This is a genomic window from Pseudomonas sp. S2_C11 (assembly GCF_054668395.1).
Genome location: NZ_CP162765.1, coordinates 3,254,519 through 3,278,206 on the forward strand (window position 1 = coordinate 3,254,519; position 23,688 = coordinate 3,278,206).

The following is a 23,688-nucleotide window of genomic DNA, read 5'->3' on the forward strand; positions in this document are numbered from 1 at the left end:
GCAATAGGACGGGCGCGCCTGGGCAGCGCCCGCGCAAAAGACCGGGCGATCAACCCGCCCGCGCCATGCAGTGTTCGATCAACGCTTCAAGCTCACGCTGGTAATCGCTCACCAGCGCATCCATGGTGCCGGCGCGGTAACGCTGGCTGCTGTAGATGCAGCGCAAGGCCAGTTGCCCGTCATAGACCTGGCCGACGATTTCCAGCCAGTTGCCCAGGTTGGCCTTGAGGCTGTAGTTGTCGCCGGTTTCTTCCAGTGCCGGCACCAGCAACGCCTGTTCATCGAAGCTCTGGTCGAACTGCCCGAGGTAGTTGAACGTCACCCGTGCCTGCGGCAATGCAGCCAGTTGCGCCGAGATTTCCGGCCCGGCCAGATGACGCAGCACGCCATAGCCGATGCCTTTCTGCGGTACGCCCGCCAGTTGCGCCTGCACATCGATGATCGACTGGCCGATGTCATCGCTGTCCGGGCGCAAACGCACCGGGAACATGCTGGTGAACCAGCCGAGGCTGCGGCTCAGGTCGATCGATTCGAAGAGGTCTTCGCGCCCGTGCCCTTCAAGCAAAATCAACGCCGACGGTTGCTGGCTCCAGCGGCACAGGGCGCGGCTGAGCGCTGACAACAGCAAGTCGTTGATCTGCGTGCCGTACACCGCCGGGGCCTGTTTGAGCAGTTGTTCGGTGTGCTCGCGGGACAGCTTGAGCCGCGCCTGCGCCTGTTGCCGCACGAGGTTCTTGCCGCGCGGGTTGTCGCACGGCAGATCAACGCCGGGCTGATCCAGTTGCTCCAGCCAATAGCTCAATTCCTGCTCGGCAATCACTGGGGCCTGCGCCTGCAATGCCTCGGCAAACGGACGATAGCTGCTGGTGCGAATCGGCAGTTGCGGCGCCAGCCCCTGCACGCACGCCTCATAAGCGACTTTCAGATCGTCGAGCAGAATCCGCCACGACACGGTGTCGACCACCAGGTGATGAATCACCACCAACAACCGCGCCTGACCATCCGGCAAGGCCACATGCATGACCCGCCAGACCGGCCCGTCATCGAGTTTGAGGCTGCGCTGCGCGAGGTTGGCCAAAGCTTCGACCTCTTCGCTGCTTTGCGCTTCACGGCGCCACAGCACAGCCTCGTCGGACGCGCTGCTGCTATAGCGCTGCAACCAGCGCCCGCCGTCATTGGAAAAACGCAGACGCAACGAATCGTGATGCTGTTCGATCAAGCTCAGGGCCTGTTCGAGTGCGTCGAGATCCAGCGGCTGACGTGCGCTGAGCAGCAACGACTGGTTGTAGTGATGCGCCTCGGCCATGCCTTCGGCGAAGAACCATTGCTGGATCGGCAGCAAATTGAACGCACCCTCTGCAGCGACCTGAGTCAGGTCCGGCAACGCTTGCCCGGCGCCCTCCTTCGCCACTTGCTGCTCTACGATGCCGGCGATGGTTTGATAGCGCATCAGATCACGCAGCTTCAGCTCCATCTGCAGGGTCGGGTGGTTTCTCACCCGCGAGATCACTTGCAGGCTGAGGATCGAATCGCCGCCCAGTTCAAAGAAGTTATCGCTGATACCGACCTGCTCGACCTGCAACACCTGCGCCCAGATTTCCGCCAGCAGGCGTTCCTGCTCGGTGCGCGGGGCAACATATTCGTCGCTTTTGAACTCCGGCTCCGGCAAGGCCTTGCGATCGAGTTTGCCGTTGGGCGTGATCGGGAATGCGCTGAGGCAGACGATCTGCGCCGGCACCATGTATTCCGGCAGCGAAGCGCGCAGCCCGGCCTTGAGTTCATCGCCGATATCATCACCCGTGGCGGTGACTACATAACCGATCAGTTGTTTGCCGGAGGCATTGTCGCGGGCAATCACCAGCGCATCGCTGACCGCCGGCAACTGGCGCAGACTGGCCTCGACTTCGCCTAGCTCGATGCGGAAGCCACGCACCTTGACCTGATGGTCGATGCGCCCGACGTAATCGACCACGCCGTCCGGGCGACGACGCACCAGATCGCCGCTGCGGTACAGGCGCTCGCCCGGGGCAAACGGGTTGGGCACGAAGCGCTCGCCGGTCAGGTCGGGGCGTCCGTAGTAACCGCGAGCGACGCCGTAACCGCCGATGTACAACTCACCGGCAAAACCCGGCGGCAGCGGATTCAGATCGTCGTCGAGCACGTACAGCGAACGCGCACCGACCGCGCGGCCGATCGGCGCGTATGCCGCTTCGCACTGCTGGCTGATGGCGACTTTCCAGAGCATCGGCGTGACCACGGTTTCGGTCGGGCCGTAGCCGTTGGTGAAGTACTGCGGACGCAACGCCGCTTTCACCTGTTCGAAAGTCTGTTCCGGCACCGCGTCGCCACCGAAGCAGTAGATGCGTACCGGTGGCGGCGCGATGCCGCTGGCGGCCGCGTACTCGGCCAGTTGCTTCAGATAGGCCGGCGGGAAACAAGCGATGGTCACGCCGTAATCGTGCAGGGCCTGATAGGTCTGCTCCGGGGTCCACAGGCAACCGTCGCGGATCACCAGACGACCGCCGCTGTACAAGGTACTCAGCCAGCGTTCATGGGCACCGTCGAAAGCGAAGGACATGAAGTGCAGCTCGCAACTGCTCGCGTCCATTTCGTACAGCTCAGCGATGGCCTGGCAGTGCATGCTCAGCGGTCCCTGGGTGACGGCCACGCCTTTTGGCCGTCCGGTGGAACCGGAGGTGTAAACCAGATACGCCAGGCTCTGCTCGTGAACATCGCAGACCGGTGCGGCATCGCTGTAAAGACTGCGATCGAGTTGATCGATTTCCAGACGCAACACGCCATGCGGCGCCGGTAACGTCGCGCGCAGGCTGGTTTGCGTCAGCAGCAGGGCCATGCGCGAATCTTCGATCATGTAGGCCAGACGCTCCGGCGGGTAATCGATGTCCAGCGGTACGTACGCCGCACCGCTCTTGAGCACGGCGAGGAAACTCACCAGCATTTCCAGCGAGCGCGGCAACGCCACGCCGATCACCACTTCCGGCCCGGCACCGTGGGCGATCAGGCACTGCGCGAGTCGATTAGCCTGCCGCTCCAGCTCTGCGTAGCTCAGGCTCTCGCCGGCGCATTGCACTGCGATCGCATCCGGTTGCTGTTGCGCATGACGGCTGATCAGCTCCGGCAACAGGCGCGGTTCATGGCGGTGCGCCGGTTCGGCGCTCCAGGTCTGCGCCGCTTGCCATTGCTCGGCGGACAGACGCTGCAAGTTACCCAGCCGCTCATACGGAGCGGCCATCATCGCCGCGAGGGTGTTTTCCAGGGTCAGGCGAATGCCTTGCACCGCCTCGGCGCTGAAGTGGCTGCGCAGGTACAGGTACTCGATCGACAATTCATCGCCGAGCATCACCGCAAGGTCCATCGGCACGTTGGTCACGCCGTGGCCGATGGATTTGCCGAAGGTCAGCTCGGTGTCGGTTTCTTCCTGCAAGCGCTCGTCGATCGGGAAGTTCTCGAACACCACGATGCTGTCGAACAGCGCCTGACCACCGAGGTTCGACCAGCGCTGCACATCGGCCAGCGGCGCCTGGGAGTAATCGCGAATGTCGAGGTTGTAGGCCTGCACTTCGCCCAGCCAGTCGGCCAGGCGCTGATCGGCCCGCGGCGTCTGAATGATCGGCAAAGTGTTGATGAACAGGCCGAGCATGTTGCCGACGTTCGGCAAACTTTCCGGACGCCCCGATACGGTGGCGCCGAAGGTCACCGTCTGCTGGCCGGTGTAGCGTTGCAACAGCAGCAGCCACGCGCCCTGAATCAGCGTGTTGGGGGTGATGCGCAAATCGCGGCAGAACTCCAGCAGGCGCGCGGTTTGCGCTTTGTCCCAGTTCGAATAGATAGCATCGTGACCAGTAACGTCGGCACTATGACGCGGGTGCATCGCCTGACTCAGCGCGGTCGGTTCGTTGACCACCGCCAGACGCGCTTTCCAGAACAGCTCCTGGGCATCCTGATCCTGCGCCTGCAACCAGGCAATAAAGTCGCGATAGCGGCCGTTCTCGCCAGTCACCTGGCCCGTGGAATAGAACTGCAAGACCTCGCCGAACAGCCGCGAACTGCTCCAGCCGTCCATCAGAATGTGGTGGCTGGTCCAGATCATCTGGTACTGCTCGTCGCCCAGCTGCAGCAGGGTCACCCGCTGCAATCGCGCTTCAGCCAAGTCGAAGCCCAGCGCGCGATCAGCGCTGGCGAACTCGGCAATCGCCGCCTCGCTGCAGTCCTGCTCACGCCAATCGAGCACCTGCATCTGCAGTGGCGCATGGCGATGGACGACCTGCAGCGGTTTGGCCAGGCCGTCCTGCCAATGGAAACTGGTGCGCAGGATCGCCTGACGCACAATGATGAATTCCCAGGCCCGGCGGAAACGCTCAACGTCGAGGCCCTTGATCGGCAGGCTGACCTGTTGCACGTAAAGGCTGCTGCCGTTATCCGACAGGGTGTGGAAGAGCATGCCTTCCTGCATCGGCGACAGCGGATAGACGTCTTCGATCAGCTCCGCCGGCACCGGCAAGGCATCGAGCTGCGCCTGATCCAGTTGCGCCAACGGGTAGTCGGCAGCGCTGGCGGATTGCGCGTCTGCCAGCGAAACCACTGCGGCCAGTTTCTGCACCGTCTGCTGCTGGAACAGGTCTTTGGGCGTGAAGCAAATGCCCTGCTGCCGCGCGCGGCTGACCAGTTGAATCGAGATGATCGAATCACCGCCGAGGGCGAAGAAATTGTCGGTCACGCCGACCTGCTCGATCTTCAGAATGTCCTGCCAGACCTCGGCCAGCTGCTGCTCCAGCGGCGTCGACGGCGCGACATAATCGCGTTGTGCCTGGCTGGCATCCGGTGCCGGCAAAGCCTTGCGATCAAGTTTGCCGTTGGGTGTCAGGGGCAATTGTTCGAGGAACAGCCACTGCGCCGGCACCATGTAGTCCGGCAGATGCGCCTTGAGCGCGGCTTGCAACTCAGCACTCAGCGCGTCCAGTTGCGCGGGGCTTTGATCGGCCTCGGCCGGTACCACATAAGCCAGCAGTTGCTGGCCGCCAACGCCGTCCACCGCCAGCACCACGCCTTCGCGCACGCTGGCCTGGGCCAGCAGACGCGCTTCGATTTCCCCCAGTTCGATACGGAAGCCGCGCACCTTGACCTGATGGTCGATGCGGCCGACGTATTCGATTCGGCCGTCATCCAGAAAACGTGTCAGGTCGCCGGTGCGGTACATGCGCTCGCCGTTGCTCGCCAACGGGTTGGGCACGAAACGTTCGGCGGTCAGGCCCGGGCGCAACAGATAGCCACGGGTGATGCCCTCACCGGCCAGATACAGCTCCGCTGCGATGCCGAGCGGCGCTTGCTGCAATTGCCCGTCGAGCAGGTACGCGGTGGTGTTGCGCAGTGGCCGGCCGATATTGGCCTGGCCACCGAGTTCGCGGCGGGTCCAGGTCGAATACGTGGTGTCTTCGGACGGCCCGTACAGGTCGTAAACGTGGGCAACCGAAGTCTCGCGGTACAGCGTGTCGACCAGCGCCTGCTTGAGCGGCTCGCCGGCCAGATTGATGATGCGCACGCCCGCCGGGATCTGGCCGATGCGTTGTAGCGCGGCAATCGCCGATGGCACGGTGTTGATCAGGCGCACCTGATCACGCTCGGGCAAGTCGGGCAGCTCCAGAGCATTGCGCGCCATGACTATGGATCCGCCGCGCGCCAGGGTGACGAAAATCTCCCACACCGACAGGTCGAAGCACACCGACGTCGAGGCCAGCACGCCTTGCAGATCGTCCTCGCTGTAGACCTCGGCGGACCAATGAATCAGCGCCTGTACGTTGCGATAGGCGATGGCCACGCCTTTCGGTTTGCCGGTGGAACCGGAGGTGTAGATCACGTAGGCGAGATTGCTCGAGTCGGCGCGCGCCGGCAGGTTGTCCGGCGCTTGCGCGGCGAACGCCTCACCGCCGGCCTCGACCAGCACCACCTGCGCTTCGGTGAACGGCAGTTGCGCCAGCAACGCTTGCTGGGTCAGCAGAACTTTCGCCTGGCTGTCGTCGAGCATGTAGGCCACGCGGTCGGCCGGGTAGTCCGGGTCCAGCGGCACGTAGGTGCCGCCGGCCTTGAGCACCGCCATCAGGGCGATCACCAGTTCCGCCGAACGCGGCAGCGCCACGCCGACGCGCACTTCGGCGGTGACACCCAGCGTCACCAAATGCCGGGCCAGCTGATTCGCCCGCAGGTTCAGTTCGCCATAGCTCAGGGCCACGCCGGCATGACTCAACGCCAGTGCCTGCGGATGCGCTGCGACCCGTGCTTCAAAGCTCTGCGAGATCAACCGCTCGGCCGGATAAGCCGCGTGATTGTCGTTCCACTGCGCCAGCGTCTGCCGTTCGGCCAGCGGCAGCAGACCGATCTCGCCGAGTGCCCGCTGCGGCGCTGCGATAAATTGCTCGAGCACTTCACGCAAATGCGCCGCCAGACCAAGCACGCTGCGCTCGGCGAAGTGTTCGGTGAGGTAGTTGAAATCGAGGTTGAGCACTTGGCTGACGCCGGCGATCAGGGTCAGACCGTAGTTGGTCTGCTCGCGGTGCTCCAGACCGGAAAAACGCAGCCCGCCCGGATTGGCCTCCAGCGCTTCGGACACCGGGTAGTTCTCGAACACCAGCAAAGTGTCGAACAGCGCTTCGCCACTCAATGCGGCCAGACGCTGAATGTCCTGCAACGGCGTCTGTTCGTAGTCGCGCAACAGCAGGTTCTTGTCCTGCACGCTGCGCACCCAGTCGCCCACACTGAGGGTGGCCTGCGGACTGGCGATCACCGGCAAGGTGTTGATGAATAGCCCCAGCTGTTCTTCGATGCCCGGCAAATCCACCGGACGCCCGGATACCGTGGCGCCAAACGCCACGGTGGCCTGGCCGGTGTAGCGCTGCAACACCAGCAGCCATGCCGCCTGCACCAGGCTGTTGAGGGTCACCTGTTGCTGACGGGAGAAGCTGTTCAGACGCTGGGTCAACGCTTCATCGAAATGCAGACGATGCATCTGTTTGCCCGGCCCCGGCACGGTGCGTCCGTGGCAGGCGGAGGCCAGTCGGGTCGGCTCGTCGAGTTCGGCCAGTTGCCCGCGCCAGAATTCCTGCGCGGCCGCCTTGTCCTGGCCCTGTAGCCACACCAGAAAATCCCGATAGCGACCCTGCGCGCTCGGCACCGGCTGGCCGGCGTAATCCTGCAGCACCTCGCCGAACATCCGCGAGTTGCTCCAGCCATCCATGAGGATGTGGTGGCAGGTGAAAATCAGTCGATGGCGATCGTCGGCAGTGCGCAGCAGGCACAGGCGCAACAGCGGCGGATTCTGCAGATCGAAGCCACGTTCGCGGTCGGCCTGCGCCCGTGCTTCAAGCACCGCCGGCAGATCGGCGGCATCGCGCACATCGATTTCCGGCATTTCCAGGGTCAGTTGGCGGTTGATCACCTGCAACGGCGCATCGAGGCCATCGCGGCCCCAGATGAAACCGGCGCGCAGCACTTCATGGCGATCGACCACCCGTTGCCAGGCTTGCTGGAACCGCGCGACGTCGAGGCCGTCGATGTCCAGCAGCATCTGATAGACGTAGGCGCTGGCATCCGCGTCGTACAGGCTGTGGAACAGAATGCCCTGCTGCATCGGCGCCAGCGGGTAGATGTCCTCGATGCGCTGGGCGGCGATCGGCAGGCTGTCCAGATGCGCCTGGGACAAACCGGCCAGCGGCACGTCGGACGGAGTCAGCCCCCCGGAATGACTGAGGCAGTGGTCGATCAATTCGCTCAGCGCCACTTCGTAGGCACGGGCCAAACCGACAATGGTCGCCTCTTCGAAAACGTCGCTGCTGTAGGTCCAGGTCAGGCTCAACTGGCCCTGATAAACCCGGCCATCGATGGTCAGCCAGTTGGCCATCGGCGCGTTCGCGTCCTGACCGGCGCCCTTGTCCTCGGTGGCCGGCCGCCACAAGGCGTCTTCATCGAAGTTGTTATCGAACTGGCCGAGGTAGTTGAACGTCACCTGCGGTTGCGCCAGTTCATGGAGTGCCGCTTGTGCTTCGGCGGTGCCGAGATAACGCAGCAAGCCGAAGCCGATGCCCTTGTTGGGGATCGCGCGCAGTTGCTCCTTGATGCCTTTGATCGAGGTTTCCAGGCTGGCGTTTGGTGTCAGGCGCACCGGGAACATGCTGGTGAACCAGCCCACGGTGCGGCTCAGGTCGATGTCATCGAAGAGGTCTTCGCGGCCATGGCCTTCGAGCTGCACCAGCGCACTGTCGCTGGCGGTCCACTCGCAGAGCACCCGCGCCAGTGCGGTCAGCAGCAGGTCGTTGACCTGAGTGCGGTAGGCCGCCGGGGCCTGTTGCAGTAACTGGCGAGTGCGTTCGGCGTCCAGCCGCGTGTCGACGCTGCGTTCGAAGCGGTTGTTCAACTGGCCCTGCGGATTATCCAGCGGCAAACCGAGCGGAACGTCGCGCAACTGCTCGCGCCAGTAGCTGAGTTCGCTGCCCAGCGCCGCGCTGCGCGCATGTTCTTGCAGGCGCAAACCCCAGTCCTTGAACGCGCTGGTCTTGGCCGGCAGATGCACGCTCTGTCCGCTGCTGATCTGCTGATAGGCGTTCTGCAGGTCTTCGAGCAGGATCCGCCACGACACGCCATCGACCACCAGGTGATGAATCACCAGCAACAGACGCTGACTGGCGTCCGGCATATCGATCAGCGCCGCGCGGATCAGCGGGCCGTTGTGCAGGTCGAGGCTGCGTTGCAGGTCCAGGCACAGCGCTGGCAGTGCCGCGCTGTCGTCCAGCGTAAAGCTGCGCAACAAGTCTTGTGGCTGATCCGCCGCGCCGTGGCTTTGCTGCCAGCCCTGCTCGGTTTGGCGATAACGCAGACGCAAGGCGTCATGCTGTTTTTGCACCTGCGCCAGGGCCTGTTGCAGCGCAGTGGCTTGCAGGGTTTTCGCCGGGGTCAGCAGGATCGACTGGTTCCAGTGATGCCGCGCCGGGATGTCGCTGTGGAAAAAATACTGCTGGATCGGCGTCAGTGGCGCATCGCCAAACACTTCGCCCTGCTCCGTTTGCACCGCGTCGCTCTGTTGCGCGACGGTGGCCAGACGCTGCACGGTCTGATGCTGGAAAATGTCCTTGGGCGTAAAGCGAATGCCAGCCTGCCGAGCGCGGCTGACCACTTGAATCGAAATGATCGAATCGCCGCCCAGCTCGAAGAAATTATCGTGAAGCCCTACCCGCTCGACCTTGAGCACGTCCTGCCAGATCTCCGCCAGACGCTGTTCCAGTTCGCTGCGCGGCGCCACGTAGGCTTCTTGCACCTGCGCAACGTCCGGCTGCGGCAGTTGCTTGCGATCGAGCTTGCCGTTGGCGGTCAGCGGCAGCCGGTCAAGGAACGCCCAACTGACCGGGACCATGTAATCCGGCAGGGTTTCGCGCAGGTGCGCCTTGATCGAATCACGCAGCGCGCCCTGCTCGTCCGCGTTCAATGTCTCAACCGGCACGACCCAGGTCGCCAGTTGCTGACCGCTGAGACCGTCCACCGCCAGCACCACCGCTTCGCGCACCTGTGGATGCTTGAGCAGTTGCGCTTCGATTTCGCCGAGCTCGATGCGGAAACCACGGATCTTCACTTGGTGGTCGATACGACCGATGTACTCGATCACCCCATCGCCGCGCAGCCGTGCGAGGTCGCCGGTACGGTACAGACGCTGGCCGGCCTTGCGGTTGAACGGGTCGGGCACGAAGCGGGTAGCGCTCATGCCAGCCTGATTCAGATAACCGCGTGCAAGACCGGCACCGGCGATGTACAACTCGCCGATGCAGCCTTGCGGCACCAGGTTGAGCGAGCTGTCGAGCAAGTACCACGACAGGTCGACAATCGGCGCGCCGATCGGGCTGCTGTGATTGCTCTGCAGATCCGCCAGCGACAATGGCCGGTAGGTCACGTGCACGGTGGTTTCGGTGATGCCGTACATGTTGATCAGCGTCGGCGCGCGGTCGCCAAAACGTTCGAACCACGGGCGCAGATTCTGTACTTCCAGCGCCTCGCCGCCGAACACCACGTAACGCAGGGTATTACTGCGGCTCGACTCGCAGGCGACCTGCATCAACGGCTTGAACGCCGACGGTGTCTGGTTCAGCACCGTGACATTTTCATCGCACAGCAGCGTGTAGAAATCCTCTGGCGAACGGCTGACATCGTGGGGCACGACCACCAGTTTGCCTCCGTACAACAGCGCGCCGAAAATCTCCCACACCGAAAAGTCGAACGCGTAGGAATGGAACAGCGTCCAGCTGTCCTGCGCGCCGAAATCGAACCAGTGCGCGGTGGCGCTGAACAGGCGCATCACGTTGCCGTGCGGCAGCAACGCGCCCTTGGGTTTGCCGGTGGAACCGGAGGTGTAGATGACGTAGGCCAGATTGTCCGGCGTGGTCAGGCATGGCGGGTTGCTTGCGATGCCGTGCTCCGGCGCCTGATTCAGATCGAGGCAGATCAGCCCCGGCGGCAGCGGCAATTGCCCGAGCAAATGGCCCTGGGTCAACAGCAATTGAATACCGCTGTCGTCGATCATGTAGCTCAAGCGGTCATCCGGGTAGCTCGGGTCCAGCGGCACATAGGCGCCGCCCGCTTTCAGCACCGCGAGAATGGCGACGATCATGTCCAGCGAACGCTCCACCGCCACGCCGACGCGCACGTCCGGGCCGACGCCCTGCTCGAGCAGCGTATGCGCCCACAGGTTGGCGCGGTGATTGAGTTCAGCGTAAGTCAGGCGTTGCCCGGCAAAGCTCACCGCCACCGCATCGGCATGCCGCTCGGCCTGGGCCTCGATGGCTTGCTGGATGCACTGGGTCAGCGGTTGTTCAATCAGCGACGGATTCCATTGCGCCAACAGCTGTTGCTGCTGGCCGGCGTCGAGCATCGGCAATTGGCCGATGCGCCGAGTCGGCTCGGCGACGATCGCCTGCAACAGCGCGGTCCAGTGTTGCGCCAGTCGCTCGATGGTCGCTGCGTCGAACAGGTCAGTGGCGTACTTGAGCACCGCTTCGATGCCGTGAAGCTGTTCGGTGGTGTTGAGGGTCAGGTCGAATTGCGCGGTCTGGCTCTGCCATTCCAGCGGTTCGATGTTCAGGCCGTTAAGGCGCGTCGCAACGCTCGCACGGCGCTCGGCCTGGTGGTTGAACATCACCTGGAACAGCGGACTGTGGCTGAGGCTGCGGCCCGGCTCCAGCGCTTCGACCAGTTGTTCGAAGGGCAAGTCCTGATGCGCCTGCGCCTCCTGGGCGGTCTGTTTGACCTGACGCAGCAGTTCGACAAACGGCAGCTCTGCGTCGATGTCCGCCTTGAGCACCTGGGTGTTGACGAAGAAGCCGATCAGCCGCTCGATTTCTACCCGGCCACGGTTGGCCACCGGCACGCCGACACGGATGTCGCTTTGCCCGCTGTAGCGATGCAGCAAGGCCTGAAACGAAGCCAGCAGCAACACGAACAGGGTGACGTTTTCCTGCCGGGCAAACGCTTTGAGGGCATGGCTCAGCGCCGGGTCGAGAATCAGGTTGTGGCTGGCGCCGGCGAAGCTCTGCTCCACCGCGCGCGGGCGATCCAGCGGCAGTTCCAGTACCGGTTGTTCGCCGCCGAGCTTGGCCTGCCAGTAGGCCAGTTGTCGCTCCTGCTCACCGGCCTCCATCCACTGGCGCTGCCACAACGCGTAATCGGCGTATTGAATCGGCAGGGCCGGCAGACCGGCGTCGTGACCGAGGTTGAAACCGGCATAGAGCTGCACCAGTTCCTCGATCATCACTTGCAGCGACCAGCCATCGGAAACGATGTGATGCAGGGTCAGCACCAGCACATGCTCAGCGGGGTTGACCTGTAGCAGCGCGGCTCGCAGCAACGGGCCGTGCTGCAGGTCGAAAGTCTTCTGGCTCTGGGTCTGGACGAAAGCCTGGATCGAACGCTCCGGGTCATTCGCCAGATCAGCGCTCAGGTGATGAATCTCCAACGCAAAAGGTCCTGCGGGCAGGACCACTTGCAAGGGTTGCGCGCTGTCTTGAGAGAACACCGTGCGCAAGGTTTCGTGGCGTTCGATCAGCGCCGCGATGCTGCGTTCCAGTGCCGGCGCATCCAGCGGCCCCTGCAAGCGCAGGGCCGTCGGAATGTTGTAGGCCGCGCTGTGCGGTGCCCACTGCCAGAGGAACCACTGGCGCTGCTGAGCGTAGGACAGCAGCAACGGCTCTTCAGCCGTGCGCTTGAAAACCGGGGCAATGTCAAAGAGGTTGACGCCTTTCTGCTTGAGCAGAACCGCCAGAGCCTTTCTTTGCTTAGCCGAAAGTTGTCCTACCGACTCGATTAACTCTTGCACGCGTTTTTCCCTCTCAAGAAATCAGTTTTTCCAGATCATCGAGGGATAGACGTTTGAGGGCCTCCAGTGATTTAGCCAATTCATCCTGAACGGGCGACATTTCGACGCGCAGCGCTTCGATCCGCGCGCAGAAATCCTTGAGCGTGTCGGTTTCGAACAGCGCCTTGAGCGGCACCTTGTCGCCCAGACGTTCCTGCACCCGGGTCACCACCAATGTCGCCAGCAACGAATGGCCGCCGAGCTGGAAGAAGTTGTCCGCCAGCCCGACCCGCTCGACTTCCAGCACCTCCTGCCAGATCGTGGCGACCTCCCATTGCAGATCGCTTTGCGGCGCCTGGTATTGCTCCTGCGTCGGGCTCTCGCCCAACGCCATCAGCGCCTTGCGATCGAGCTTGCCGTTGGGCGTCAGCGGGATCGCGTCGATCAGGTGCAGATGCCCCGGCACCATGTGCGCCGGCAAGCGACTGGCCAACGCATTGCGCACCCGCTCGGCCAGCGTCGACCGCTCGCTGTCCGGCGCCGCGACGAGGTAGGCATGCAGGTGTTTGCCAGCGGCGCCGTCCTGCGCCAGTACCACCGCTTCGCCGATATCGTCGAGTTCCAGCAGACGCGCTTCGATCTCGCTGAGCTCGATGCGGAAGCCGCGAATCTTCACCTGATGGTCGGCGCGACCGATGTACTCGATGTTGCCATCGTCGCCCTGGCGCACCAGATCGCCGGTGCGGTACAGGCGCTCGCCATTGCTCGCGTAAGGATTCGGCACAAAGCGTTCGGCGGTCAGCGCGGCGCGGCGCAGATAGCCGCGCGTCACCCCGGCACCCGCCAGGTACAGCTCGGCCGCCACGCCCTCGGGCAGCGCCTGCAACTGACTGTCGAGCAGGTAGGCCACGGTGTTGTCCAGCGGCCGGCCAATGTTCGCCCGGCCCTGCGGTGTGCGCAGGGTGAAGGTCGAATAAGTGGTGTCCTCCGACGGCCCGTAGAGGTCGTAGACCTGCTGCACCTGAGTGCTGGCGTAGAGTCTGTCGACCAGACTCTGCTTGAGCGGCTCGCCGGCCAGATTGATGGTGCCGACTGAAGTCGGGATCTGCCCGGCCCGTTGCAACGCGGCAATCGCCGACGGCACAGTGTTGATCAGGGTGACCTGCTCGCGCGCCGGCAAATCCGTCAGCGCCAGAGCGTTGTCGGCCAGCACCAGGCAGCCACCGCAGGCCAGCGTGACGAAGATTTCCCACACCGACAGATCGAAGCAGATCGAGGTCGAGGCCAGCACACCGCGCAATTGTTCTTCGCGATAGACACCCGCTGACCACTGAATCAGCGCCGACAGATTGCCGTGGCTGATGGCTACGCCTTTCGGCTTGCCGGTGGAGCCGGAGGTGTAGATCACGTACGCCAGATTGTCTGCCGCGAGATTAACCAGTGGCGCAGCATCCGGGTATTCGCTGGCGACGTTCTCGTCCACCAGCAGCACCTGCGCACTCAAGGTTTCGGGCAGCATCGCCAAGGCCGCTGGCTCAGTGAGCAGCACCGCCGCGCGGCTGTCGTCGAGCATGTGCAGCAAGCGCTCCTGCGGGTAATCCGGGTCCAGCGGCACATAAGCGCCACCGGCCTTGAGGATCGCCAGCAAGCCGACCAGCATGTCCGGCGTGCGGCGCATGCACACGCCGACGCGCACTTCCGGCCCGACGCCCATGCCTTGCAGCTTGTGCGCCAGACGATTGGCCCGGGTATCGAGGTTTTGGTAAGCGATGGATTGCTCAGCGAACAGCACCGCGTTCGCCTGTGGCTGTCGTTGCACTTGCGCGGCGATGTGCGCCAGCACCGTGCGTTGATCCGGCGTGGTAACCGGCGCCTTGCCCCACTCGATCGCTTGTTGCCGTTGTGGCTCGGCGAGCAGTTGCAGCGCGCCCAGCGGCTGCGTGGCGTCGGCGAGGAACTGCTCGAGCAGGCCTTGCAACTGCGCACTCAACGCGCGGATCGCTTGAACGTCGAAGCTGGCCTGATCGAAACTCACGCCCAGACTCAGCTCGCGGCCGGTGACCGCGACCAGCGTCAGCGGATAGTTGGTCTGCTCCTGCCGGCGGATTGCCGAGAACTTCAGACCCGTCTGCGGTCCCTGCGCCAGCGCTTCGGCCATCGGATAGTTCTCGAACACCAGAATGCTGTCGAACAATGCCCCGGCACCCGCCCCGGCCCAGCGCTGAATATCATACAGCGGCGTGTGTTCGTGCTCGCGCAAGGCCAGATTGAGGTCTTGCACCTGTTGCAGCCATTGGCTGACGCCGATCTCCGGCGATGGCGCCGCCACCACCGGCAAGGTGTTGATGAACAGACCGATCTGCTGCTCGACGCCCGGCAAATCCGTCGGCCGCCCGGCGACCGTCGCGCCGAACGCCACGTGATCCTGGCCGGTGTAGCGCTGCAACAGCAGCAGCCACGCCGCTTGTACCAGCGTGTTGAGGGTGACTTTCTGCTCGCGGGCGAAGCGGTTCAGTTCGGCGGTCAGCGGTTCGCTGAACACATGCTCGTGATCGGCATAGCCACTCGCCGTTTGCCTGACCGGCATGGCACTGGCCAGTCGCGTCGGCTGTTCAAGGTCCGCCAGCGCTGCGCGCCAGAACTGCCGACTGGCTTGCTGATCGCGCTGGCCGAGCCATTCGATGTAATCGCGATAACGCCCCTGCCCTGCGCCCGGCGTGATGCCGGCGTAGCGTTGCAGCACTTCGCCGAACAACTGCGAAGTGCTCCAGCCGTCCATGAGGATGTGATGGCAGGTGTAGATCAGGTGATGAGTGTGTTCAGCGATGCGCACCAACGTCACGCGCAACAGCGGTGCGTCGAGCAGATCGAAACCGTTGTGCAGGTCTTCAGTGGCGAGATGATCAAGTGCTGAATCAAGGCCGGCGCGACCGCGCCAGTCCTGCACCTGCCACGGCATCTGCACACGGCTGCGGACCACCTGCACCGGCGCGGCGGCATCCTGCGGCCAGACGAACGCCGTACGCAGAATATCGTGGGCTTCGAGGGTCTGCTGCCAGGCCTGGTGGAAGCGCTCGGCGTCGAGCTGCTCGACGTCGACGCGCAGCTGATTGGTGTAAGCCGGACTGTCCGGCTCGTTGCGGCTGTGGAACAGAATGCCTTGCTGCATCGGCGACAGCGGGTACAGATCGACGATGTCACGCGGCGCCATCGGCAGCGCCGACAGCTGCGCCTGGGTCAGGTTGGCGAGGTTGAAATCCGAGGGTGTCACGCCACCTGCGCCGCTCGCGCAGCAATGTTCGATCAGGCGTTGCAGTTCGCGGCGATAGGCCTCGGCCAGCGCCTCGATGGTCTCGGCGCGGTACATGCCGGTGCCGAAGGTCCAGGTCAGTTCCAGCTCACCGCCGAGAACCTGTCCGTCGACGCTCAGCCAATTGCCCAGCGGTGCCTGTCCATCCTGATTGGCGCCAGTGCCGTCGCTGCTTGGCAAGAACAACGCGCCTTGCTCGGCGCTGAACGCGCCGTCGAACTGACCGAGGTAATTGAAGGTCACCCGTGGTTGCGCCAGCGTCTGCAACTCGGCAGCACGCGTGAGGTAACGCAGCACGCCATAACCGATGCCTTTGCCCGGCACGGCGCGCAGTTGCTCCTTGATCGCACACAGCGATGCAGCGGGATTGGCCTGCGGGGTCAGGCGCACCGGGAACAGGCTGCTGAACCAGCCGACCGTGCGGCTCAGGTCGATGTCGTCGAACAGGTCTTCACGACCATGGCCTTCGAGCTGGATCAACACCGAAGGCTGCTCGCTCCAGTCACACAACACCCGCGCCAATGCGGTCAGTAACAGGTCGTTGATTTGCGTGCGGTAGGCCGCCGGGGCGACTTTCAGCAGTTTGTCGGTCAATGTCTGGCTCAGGCGCGTACTGGCGCGGGCAGCCTGGGCGCGGGTCTGGCTGTCCTCGGCGAAATCCCGTGGCAGTGCCGCGTCAGCCGCCGCCAGGGTCTGGCGCCAATAAGCGCTTTCGGCCGCCAACGTTTCGCTCTGTGCATAACGATGCAACTGCTCGGCCCAGTTGTGCAGCGAACTGCTCTGGCCCGGCAACACCGGCGCCGTCCCCGCCGCCAATGCCTGGTAAGCCTGCTGCAAGTCCTCAAGCAGAATGCGCCACGACACGCCGTCGACCACCAGATGATGGATCACCAGCAACAAGCGCTGCTCGGCGTTCGGCAGGTTGACCAGCACCGCGCGCAGCAAGTGCCCGCGTTGCAAATCCAGGCTGCGCTGCGCCGCGTCGGCCACGGCCGGCAAGGCATCGAGGCTGTCCAGCTCGCGTACCCAGAGCAATTCGGCATCACCCTGCGGCTGCGGCAGTGCCTGCCAGTGATCGCCCGACTGCACAAAGCTCAAGGCCAGCGCTTCGTGCTGTTCGACCAACGTCGCCAGCGCCTTGCGCAAATGCACGGCGTCCAGCGCCAGGGTCGGTTGCAGCATTACCGACTGGTTCCAATGCTGGCGCTGGGCAATCGGCGTCTCGAAGAAACGCACCTGAATCGGTAGCAACGGCAACGGCCCGCGAGCCACTGGTGCGGCGACGGCAGCCGGTTTGGCTTCGATCAGTCTGGCCACGGCAGCCAGTTGGCCGATGGTCTGTTTTTCGAACAACTGCTTGGGGCTGAGCTTGATGCCCTGGCGCTTGGCCCGGGCGATGATCTGCAAGCTGAGGATCGAGTCGCCGCCCAGTTCAAAGAAGTTATCGCTGCTGCCGACCCGCTCAAGCTTGAGCACCTCAGCCCAGATCGCGGCCAGTTTCTCTTCGATCTCACCGACCGGCGCGACGAACTGCTGGCTGACCACGCCGGGCACTGGCAAGGCACGCTTGTCGAGTTTGCCGTTGGCGGTCAGCGGCAGCTTTTCCAGCAACACTAACTGCGCCGGCACCAGGTAATCCGGCAGCCGCGCCTGCAATTGCTCGCGCAGATCCTTCGCCTGCACCTTCGCGCCCGCTGCCGGCACGCACCACGCCAGCAGTTGCAGGCGTGCCGGATCGTCATCCAGTGGCAGCGCGAGCACGGCGGCTTCGCTGACGTCATCGAGGCTGAGCAACACCCGCGCGACTTCCGCAGGCTCAACACGGTAGCCGCGCACTTTGACCTGATCGTCGGCACGACCGATGAATTCCAGCGCCTGCTTGCGGTTGCGCCGGACCCGGTCGCCGCTGCGGTAGACCCGCGCGCCCGCTGCGCCGAACGGGTCGGGCAGGAATCGTTCGGCGGTCAGCGCCGGCTGATTCAGGTAACCAAGGGCAACGCTGTCGCCGCCGATGTACAGCTCACCGGCGACCTGATCGGCTACCGGGTTGAGCACATCGTCGAGCACATAGACATGGGCACCGGCCAACGCCGTGCCGATAGGAACACTGCGCGCCTGCGCGGGGAGTTCTTCGACCTCATGGGTCAGCACACCCACGGTGGTTTCGCTAGGGCCATAGTGATTGATCAGGCGACAGCCCGGTTTAAATTGCTGCACACGCTCGACCAGTGCCGGCGAACAGGCTTCGCCGCCGACGATCAGTGCGTGTTCCGGCAGCACATCGGCAGGCTTGGCCGCCTGCAACAGCGCGGCGAGATGCCCGGGGACGATTTTCAACATGCCAACGCGATGGCGGGCCATGTATTCGGCAAAACGATCCGGGTCGAAGCCGAGTTCTTCTGGCAGCACATGTAGCAAACGACCGGAGCACAACGCGCCGAACAGCACGGTGAAGCCAAGGTCGGCGGCGATGGTCGAGACCAGCGCCATGCTCGCCTCGGGCGCCGGCGCCAGACGCTCGAGTACACCGCGCACATAACTGCCCAGCGCGCCGTGGCTGACCAGCACGCCCTTGGGTTGCCCGGTGGAACCGGAGGTGTGAATCACGTAGGCCGGCGACTGCGCATACAGCGTCAGCTCAGGCGCGGACGTCGGCAGCGAGCGCCACTGCCCCGGCGCAAACTCCAGACCCTGACAGCCCTCAGCCGCCAATTCGCTGAGCCGTGCGTCGCCTTCAGCACCGATCAGCGCCCGCGCCTGGGCAGCGCCGAGCATCTGTTGCAGGCGCGCGCTTGGCGCCTTGACGTCGAGCGGCATGTACACCGCGCCAGCCTTGAAAATCGCCAGCAGGCAAGTCAGCCAGTCCAGCGAACGCTCCAGCAGCACCGCCACCGGTTCGCCGACACTGACGCCCTGCGCACGCAAATAATGGGCGAGACGGTTGGCTTGTTCATCCAGCGCCTGGAAAGTCACCGTTTGCTTGAGATCCCGAGCGGCCAGCGCCAGCGGCTGCCGGGCCACTTCACGCGCCCAGTGTTGCAACACCGTCAACGCCGGTTCGCGTTGGCTGGCAAGCGCAGCAGGCCGTGGCGTCGCTACCGTGTGGAGCGGCGCCTGCGGCGAGTTGAGCAACTGTGTAAACAGGTCCAGCAACATCGGCACAAAACCGGCGACCGTTTCCGCCCGATAGAGATCGCTGGCGTAGGTCATCTGGCCGTGGATCAGCGCGCCGTCGTCGGTGATATCCAAGGCCAGATCGAAGTGCGTGCCGTCCTTGGCCAGCGGGTATTCGCCGACAGTCAGGCCGGGCAAGGCCATCGAGCGTTGTTTCTGCATGCCGACGTTCTGGTTGAACTTGGCCTGGAACAGCGGGTTGTGGCCCAGGGTGCGTTCGGCGACCAATTCGTCGACGAGTTGCTCGAACGGCAACTCCTGATGTGCCTGTGCGCCGAACGCCGCTTCACGCACCTGCGCGAGCAAATCGGCGAAACTGCCGCGCTCATCGACCTGGCAACGCAGCACCTGGGTGTTGACGAAGAAACCGATCAGTCCCTCGACTTCGGCGCGGCCACGGTTGGCATTCGGCACGCCGACACGAATGTCGCGCTCGCCGGCCAGACGCGAAAGGAACAGCGAGAACCCGGCCAGCACCAGCATGAACAGGCTGATGCCCTGGCTGCGGGCGAAGACGTTGAGCTGTTGCGACAGGTCGGTGCCGAAATCAAAGCTCAGGGTCTGTCCTGCAAAGCTTTGCGTCAGCGGTCGGGCAAAGTCCGGCGCCACTTCCAGCAGCGGATGTTCGTCGCCCAATTGCTGACGCCAGTAGTCGAGCTGGCGTTCACCCTCGCCGGCCTCCAGCCAGCGCCGCTGCCAGATCGCATAGTCGGCGTATTGCAACGGCAGCGCCGGCAATTGCGGCTCGCGCTGCAGGCTGAACGCCTGATAGCACTGCACGAATTCCTTGACCATGACGTCCATCGACCAGCCATCGGAGACGATGTGATGCATGCTCACCACCAGCACGAACTCATCGTCGGCCAAAGCAAACAGGCTGGCGCGCAACAGCGGGCCGTGGCGCAGATCGAACGGTTGCGCGGTGACGTCTTGCACGTGTTGCGCGAGCAGTTCTTCGCGCTCTTGCGCGGCGACGTCGGTCAGATCAAAGCGGTCCAGGGCAATTTTCTGCTGCTCGAGAATCACCTGATGCGCTTGATCGCCGTCGGTGTGAAACACCGTGCGCAATACTTCATGGCGCGCCAGCAGATGATCGAACGAGCGGCTCAGGGCCGACTCATCCATCCGGCCTTTCAGACGCAAGCCAGCGGCCATGTTGTACGCGGCGCTGTGCGGTTCCAGTTGCCACAGGAACAGCAGGCGTTGCTGGGCGAACGACAGGGGAATCTGCCCGCAGTCGTGGCGGCTGACCGGCAACGGCAACAGGCTGAAGTCCTTGCCCTCCTCGCGCAGTTTGGCGAGAAACAGCCGACGCTGTTCCAGCGGCAAGCCGACGAACCTTTTTGCAATACGTTCCGCCATCGTGCCGCTCATACTTCTTCTCCTTGCAAAGCATTCATGAACTGATCCAGGTCGGACCAGTCGTCGTCGCCGCTCGCCTCGGCCAGTTGCCCGAGCACTTCGGCGAGATCCGCCAGCAGCGGTTTTTCGAACAGGCTGCGCAGCGGCAGCACCACCCCCATCTGCTCCTTGACCCGGGCAATCACCTGCGCGGCCAGCAACGAGTGGCCGCCCAGTTCAAAAAAGTGATCGTCCAGGCCCACACGCGGCACGTGCAGCACCTCGGCCCAGACCTGTGCCAGACACTGTTCGGCCGGCGATTGCGGGGCGCGGTAATCGCCCTGCAACTGCGCCGGATCCGGCGTCGGCAAAGCTTTGCGGTCGAGCTTGCCGCTCGGCGTCAGCGGCAGGTTCGCCAGCAACAGCAGATGCCCCGGCACCATGTAATCCGGCAGGCTGGCTTGCAGCGCAGCGCGGGTCTGCTGACGGAATGCCGCTTGCGTCGCCGCGCTGGCGAGCACCGCAGGTTCTGTCACAACGTAGGCGACCAGTTGCGCACCGCCCGCGAACGGCACCGCCAGCACCACTGCTTCGCGAACGCCCGGACATTGCTGCAGGCGCGATTCGATCTCGCCCAGTTCGATGCGAAAGCCACGAATCTTCACTTGATGATCGACCCGGCCGACATACTCCAGCGCGCCATCGCCGCGCAGCCGCGCACGGTCGCCGGTGCGATACAGGCGCTGGCCGTCGGCAAACGGATCGACAATGAACCGCTCAGCGCTGAGGCTCGGCTGACGGTGATAACCGCGCGCCAGCCCCGGCCCACCGATGTACAACTCGCCCACCGCGCCTTGCGGCAGCAGGTTCAGATCATCGTCGAGCACGTACAGACGCCGCGCCGCCAGGCGCTTGCCGATCGGCATGCCGCGCCACGACACGTCCTGCGCGGTCAGCGCAGTGCAGTCATGAATCGTCGAGACCACCGTGGCCTCGGTCGGGCCGTAGGTGTTGAGCAGGCGCACATGGCCGAGCCCGGCCTGCTGCCACAGGCGCAAACCGTCCACCGCCATGGCTTCACCGCCGACGTGAATCTGCCGCAGCGCGCCGAAACTTGCCGGCGGTTTCGCCGCGTATTCCTGCACCAGCCAATACCAATAAGCCGCTGGCAGATCGGCCAGGGTGATGCCCTGATCGATGATCACCTGATGCAGCGTCGCGCTGTCCCACAACGGCGCATCGCGCATGACCACGCTGGCGCCATGGCACAGCGGCGGGAAAAATTGCTCGACGAAACCGTCGAAACTGCTGGTGGCAAATTGCAGAACACGGTCGCCTTCGCGCAGATCGCTGTAATCGATGGCGCGGGCAATGAACTCGCTCAGCGCGCCATGACTGACCGCCACGCCTTTCGGCCGCCCGGTGGAGCCAGAGGTGTAGATCACATAAGCGAGGTTGTCGGCTTCGACCGTGACCGGCAGGTTGCCGCTCTGCTCGCTGGCGGGCAACTGCTCCAGGCACAGGCATTCGATGCCGTCGAGCGTCGGCAGGCTGGCGAGGCTTTGCTGATCGCTGAGCAACAGCTTCAAACCGCTGTCAGCGAGCACATGGCGCAAGCGTTCGGCCGGGGTCTGCGGATCCAGCGGCACGTAGGCACCGCCGGCCTTGAGCACGGCCAGCAGCGCCACCGCCAGTTCCAGCGAGCGGCCCAGCGCGACACCGACCAGCACGTCCGGGCCCACACCCTGTGCGCGCAACTGGTGGGCCAGACGATTGCTGCGAGTGTTGAGTTCGTCGTAGCTGAATGCCGGCGCAGGCGCTGTGGCCAACCGCACCGCCGGCGCTTGCGCGGTCCGTGCGACTTGCGCTTCGAACAGGCTTTGCACGCTAATGAAACGAGGCGCTGGTGCGGTGGCCTGGATCAAGGCGTGGCGTTCGTCTTCGGCAAGCATCGCCACATCGCCGATCAACTGCTGCGGGTCGCGGCACACCGACTGGAGAATGTTGCGCCAATGCCCGGCCAGCGCGGCGATGGTTGAAGCATCAAAAATATCCGTGGCGTAAGTGAAGGCAGCAAACAATTGCTCGCCCTCCTCGCGAGTGTCGAGCATCAGGTCACTGGTGGCCGCATGTTGCCGGCCGCTGCCGGCCAGTTGCTCCTCGCTCAAATAGCCCACGCGCAAACCCGAGGCCAGTTGCGCCTGGTGCAGATCGGTGACCAGCGGCTGGTGGTTGAACATCACTTGGAACAGCGGATTGTGGCTCTGGCTGCGCGCCGGTTGCAGGGCTTCGATCAGGGCGTCGAACGGCAGATCCTGATGGGCCTGGGCGCCGAGGGCGGCCTGGCGCAGGTTCTGCAGCAACTCGGTGAAGGGCGTTTGTGCGGTGACCACGCTGCGCAGAATCTGCGTGTTGACGAAGAAGCCGATCAACCCTTCGGTTTCACTGCGGGTGCGGTTGGCGATCAGCCCGCCGACACGAATATCGGTCTGGCCGCTGTAGCGATGCAACAGGGTCTTGAACGCTGCCAGCAACACCACGAACAAGGTTACGCCCTGACGCTGGGCAAGGTTTTTCAGCTCTTCGCGCAGGGGTGCGTCGATCACCGTTTCCAGGCGTGCGCCCTGATGACTGGACTGCGCCGGATAGGCGCGATCGGTGGGCAATTCCAGCACTGGATGTTCGTCGCCCAGTTGCGTGCGCCAGTAGTCCAATTGCCGCTCGCGCTCACCGGCCTCCAGCCAGCTGCGCTGCCACAGTGCGTAGTCGCGGTAATGCACGCTCAACGGCGCCAGCGTCGGATCACGCCCGGCGACCAACGCGTCGTAAGTGCGCATGAATTCGTCGATCAGAATGTTCATCGACCAGCCGTCGGCGATGATGTGATGCAGGGTCAGCAGCAGCACATGTTCCTGCTCGGCCAGGCGTAACAGACGCAGACTCAGCAGCGGGCCGTTCTGCAGGTCGAAGGCCTGGGTCGCCTCGGCCATCATGTGCTGCTGCGCCAGCGGCCAGCGCTGCGCTTCGGGCACCGTGCTCAGGTCAGTGACGGGCAGTTTTAGTGGCTTTGGTTCGGCCACACGCTGGAAGGCACACTCGCCGTCCTGGCCGAAGGTGGTGCGCAAACATTCGTGGCGCGCCGCCAGACGGCTGAAGGCCTGCTCCAGTGCCTCGACTTGCAACTCACCATCCAGACGCACCGCCATCGGCAGGTTGTAGGCGGCGCTGGTCGGCTCCAGCTGCCAGAGAAACCACATGCGCTGCTGCGCGTAAGACAGGCCGTCACGCTCGGCGATGCCGTCGCAGGCGGTCATGGGAAGCTGCGCAAAATCGATGCCTTCGCGGGCCATGCCGGCGAGGAACAGACGGCGTTTGTCCTGGGGCAATTCGATAAAGCGGCGGGCTAGTTTCTGTGCGTCTGCGGCATTCATGCGTGGAGTCCTTGCTGATCGGCGGCGTGACCTGGAGACCCGGTCGTATCAACAAGAACGAATGGCCCGCGCGATGATTTAGCGCGCCA

Annotated in this window: 3 protein-coding genes; all 3 read right to left on the reverse strand. The window is 64.0% G+C overall.

Going from position 1 to position 23,688, the window contains the following annotated elements; translation table 11 throughout:
• Positions 1-49 precede the first annotated feature (49 nt).
• The 3 genes from AB4N48_RS14795 to AB4N48_RS14805 are packed head-to-tail and all read right to left on the reverse strand — an operon-like array spanning position 50 to position 23,599.
• The gene (locus tag AB4N48_RS14795) at positions 50-12,364 is read right to left on the reverse strand and encodes a non-ribosomal peptide synthase/polyketide synthase (RefSeq protein WP_460093801.1); all 12,315 of its coding nucleotides are present in this window, start codon (positions 12,362-12,364) and stop codon (positions 50-52) included.
• 13 nt (positions 12,365-12,377) lie between these two features.
• A complete protein-coding gene (locus AB4N48_RS14800) occupies positions 12,378-20,201 on the reverse strand; it encodes an amino acid adenylation domain-containing protein (protein ID WP_460093803.1) in 7,824 nt (2,607 codons plus the stop codon).
• Positions 20,198-23,599: an amino acid adenylation domain-containing protein gene (locus AB4N48_RS14805; RefSeq protein ID WP_460093806.1), complete on the reverse strand. Its 3,402-nt coding sequence runs from the start codon at positions 23,597-23,599 to the stop codon at positions 20,198-20,200. The genes AB4N48_RS14800 and AB4N48_RS14805 overlap by 4 nt, the downstream gene beginning before the upstream one ends.
• Between the last annotated feature and the right edge of the window lie 89 nt (positions 23,600-23,688).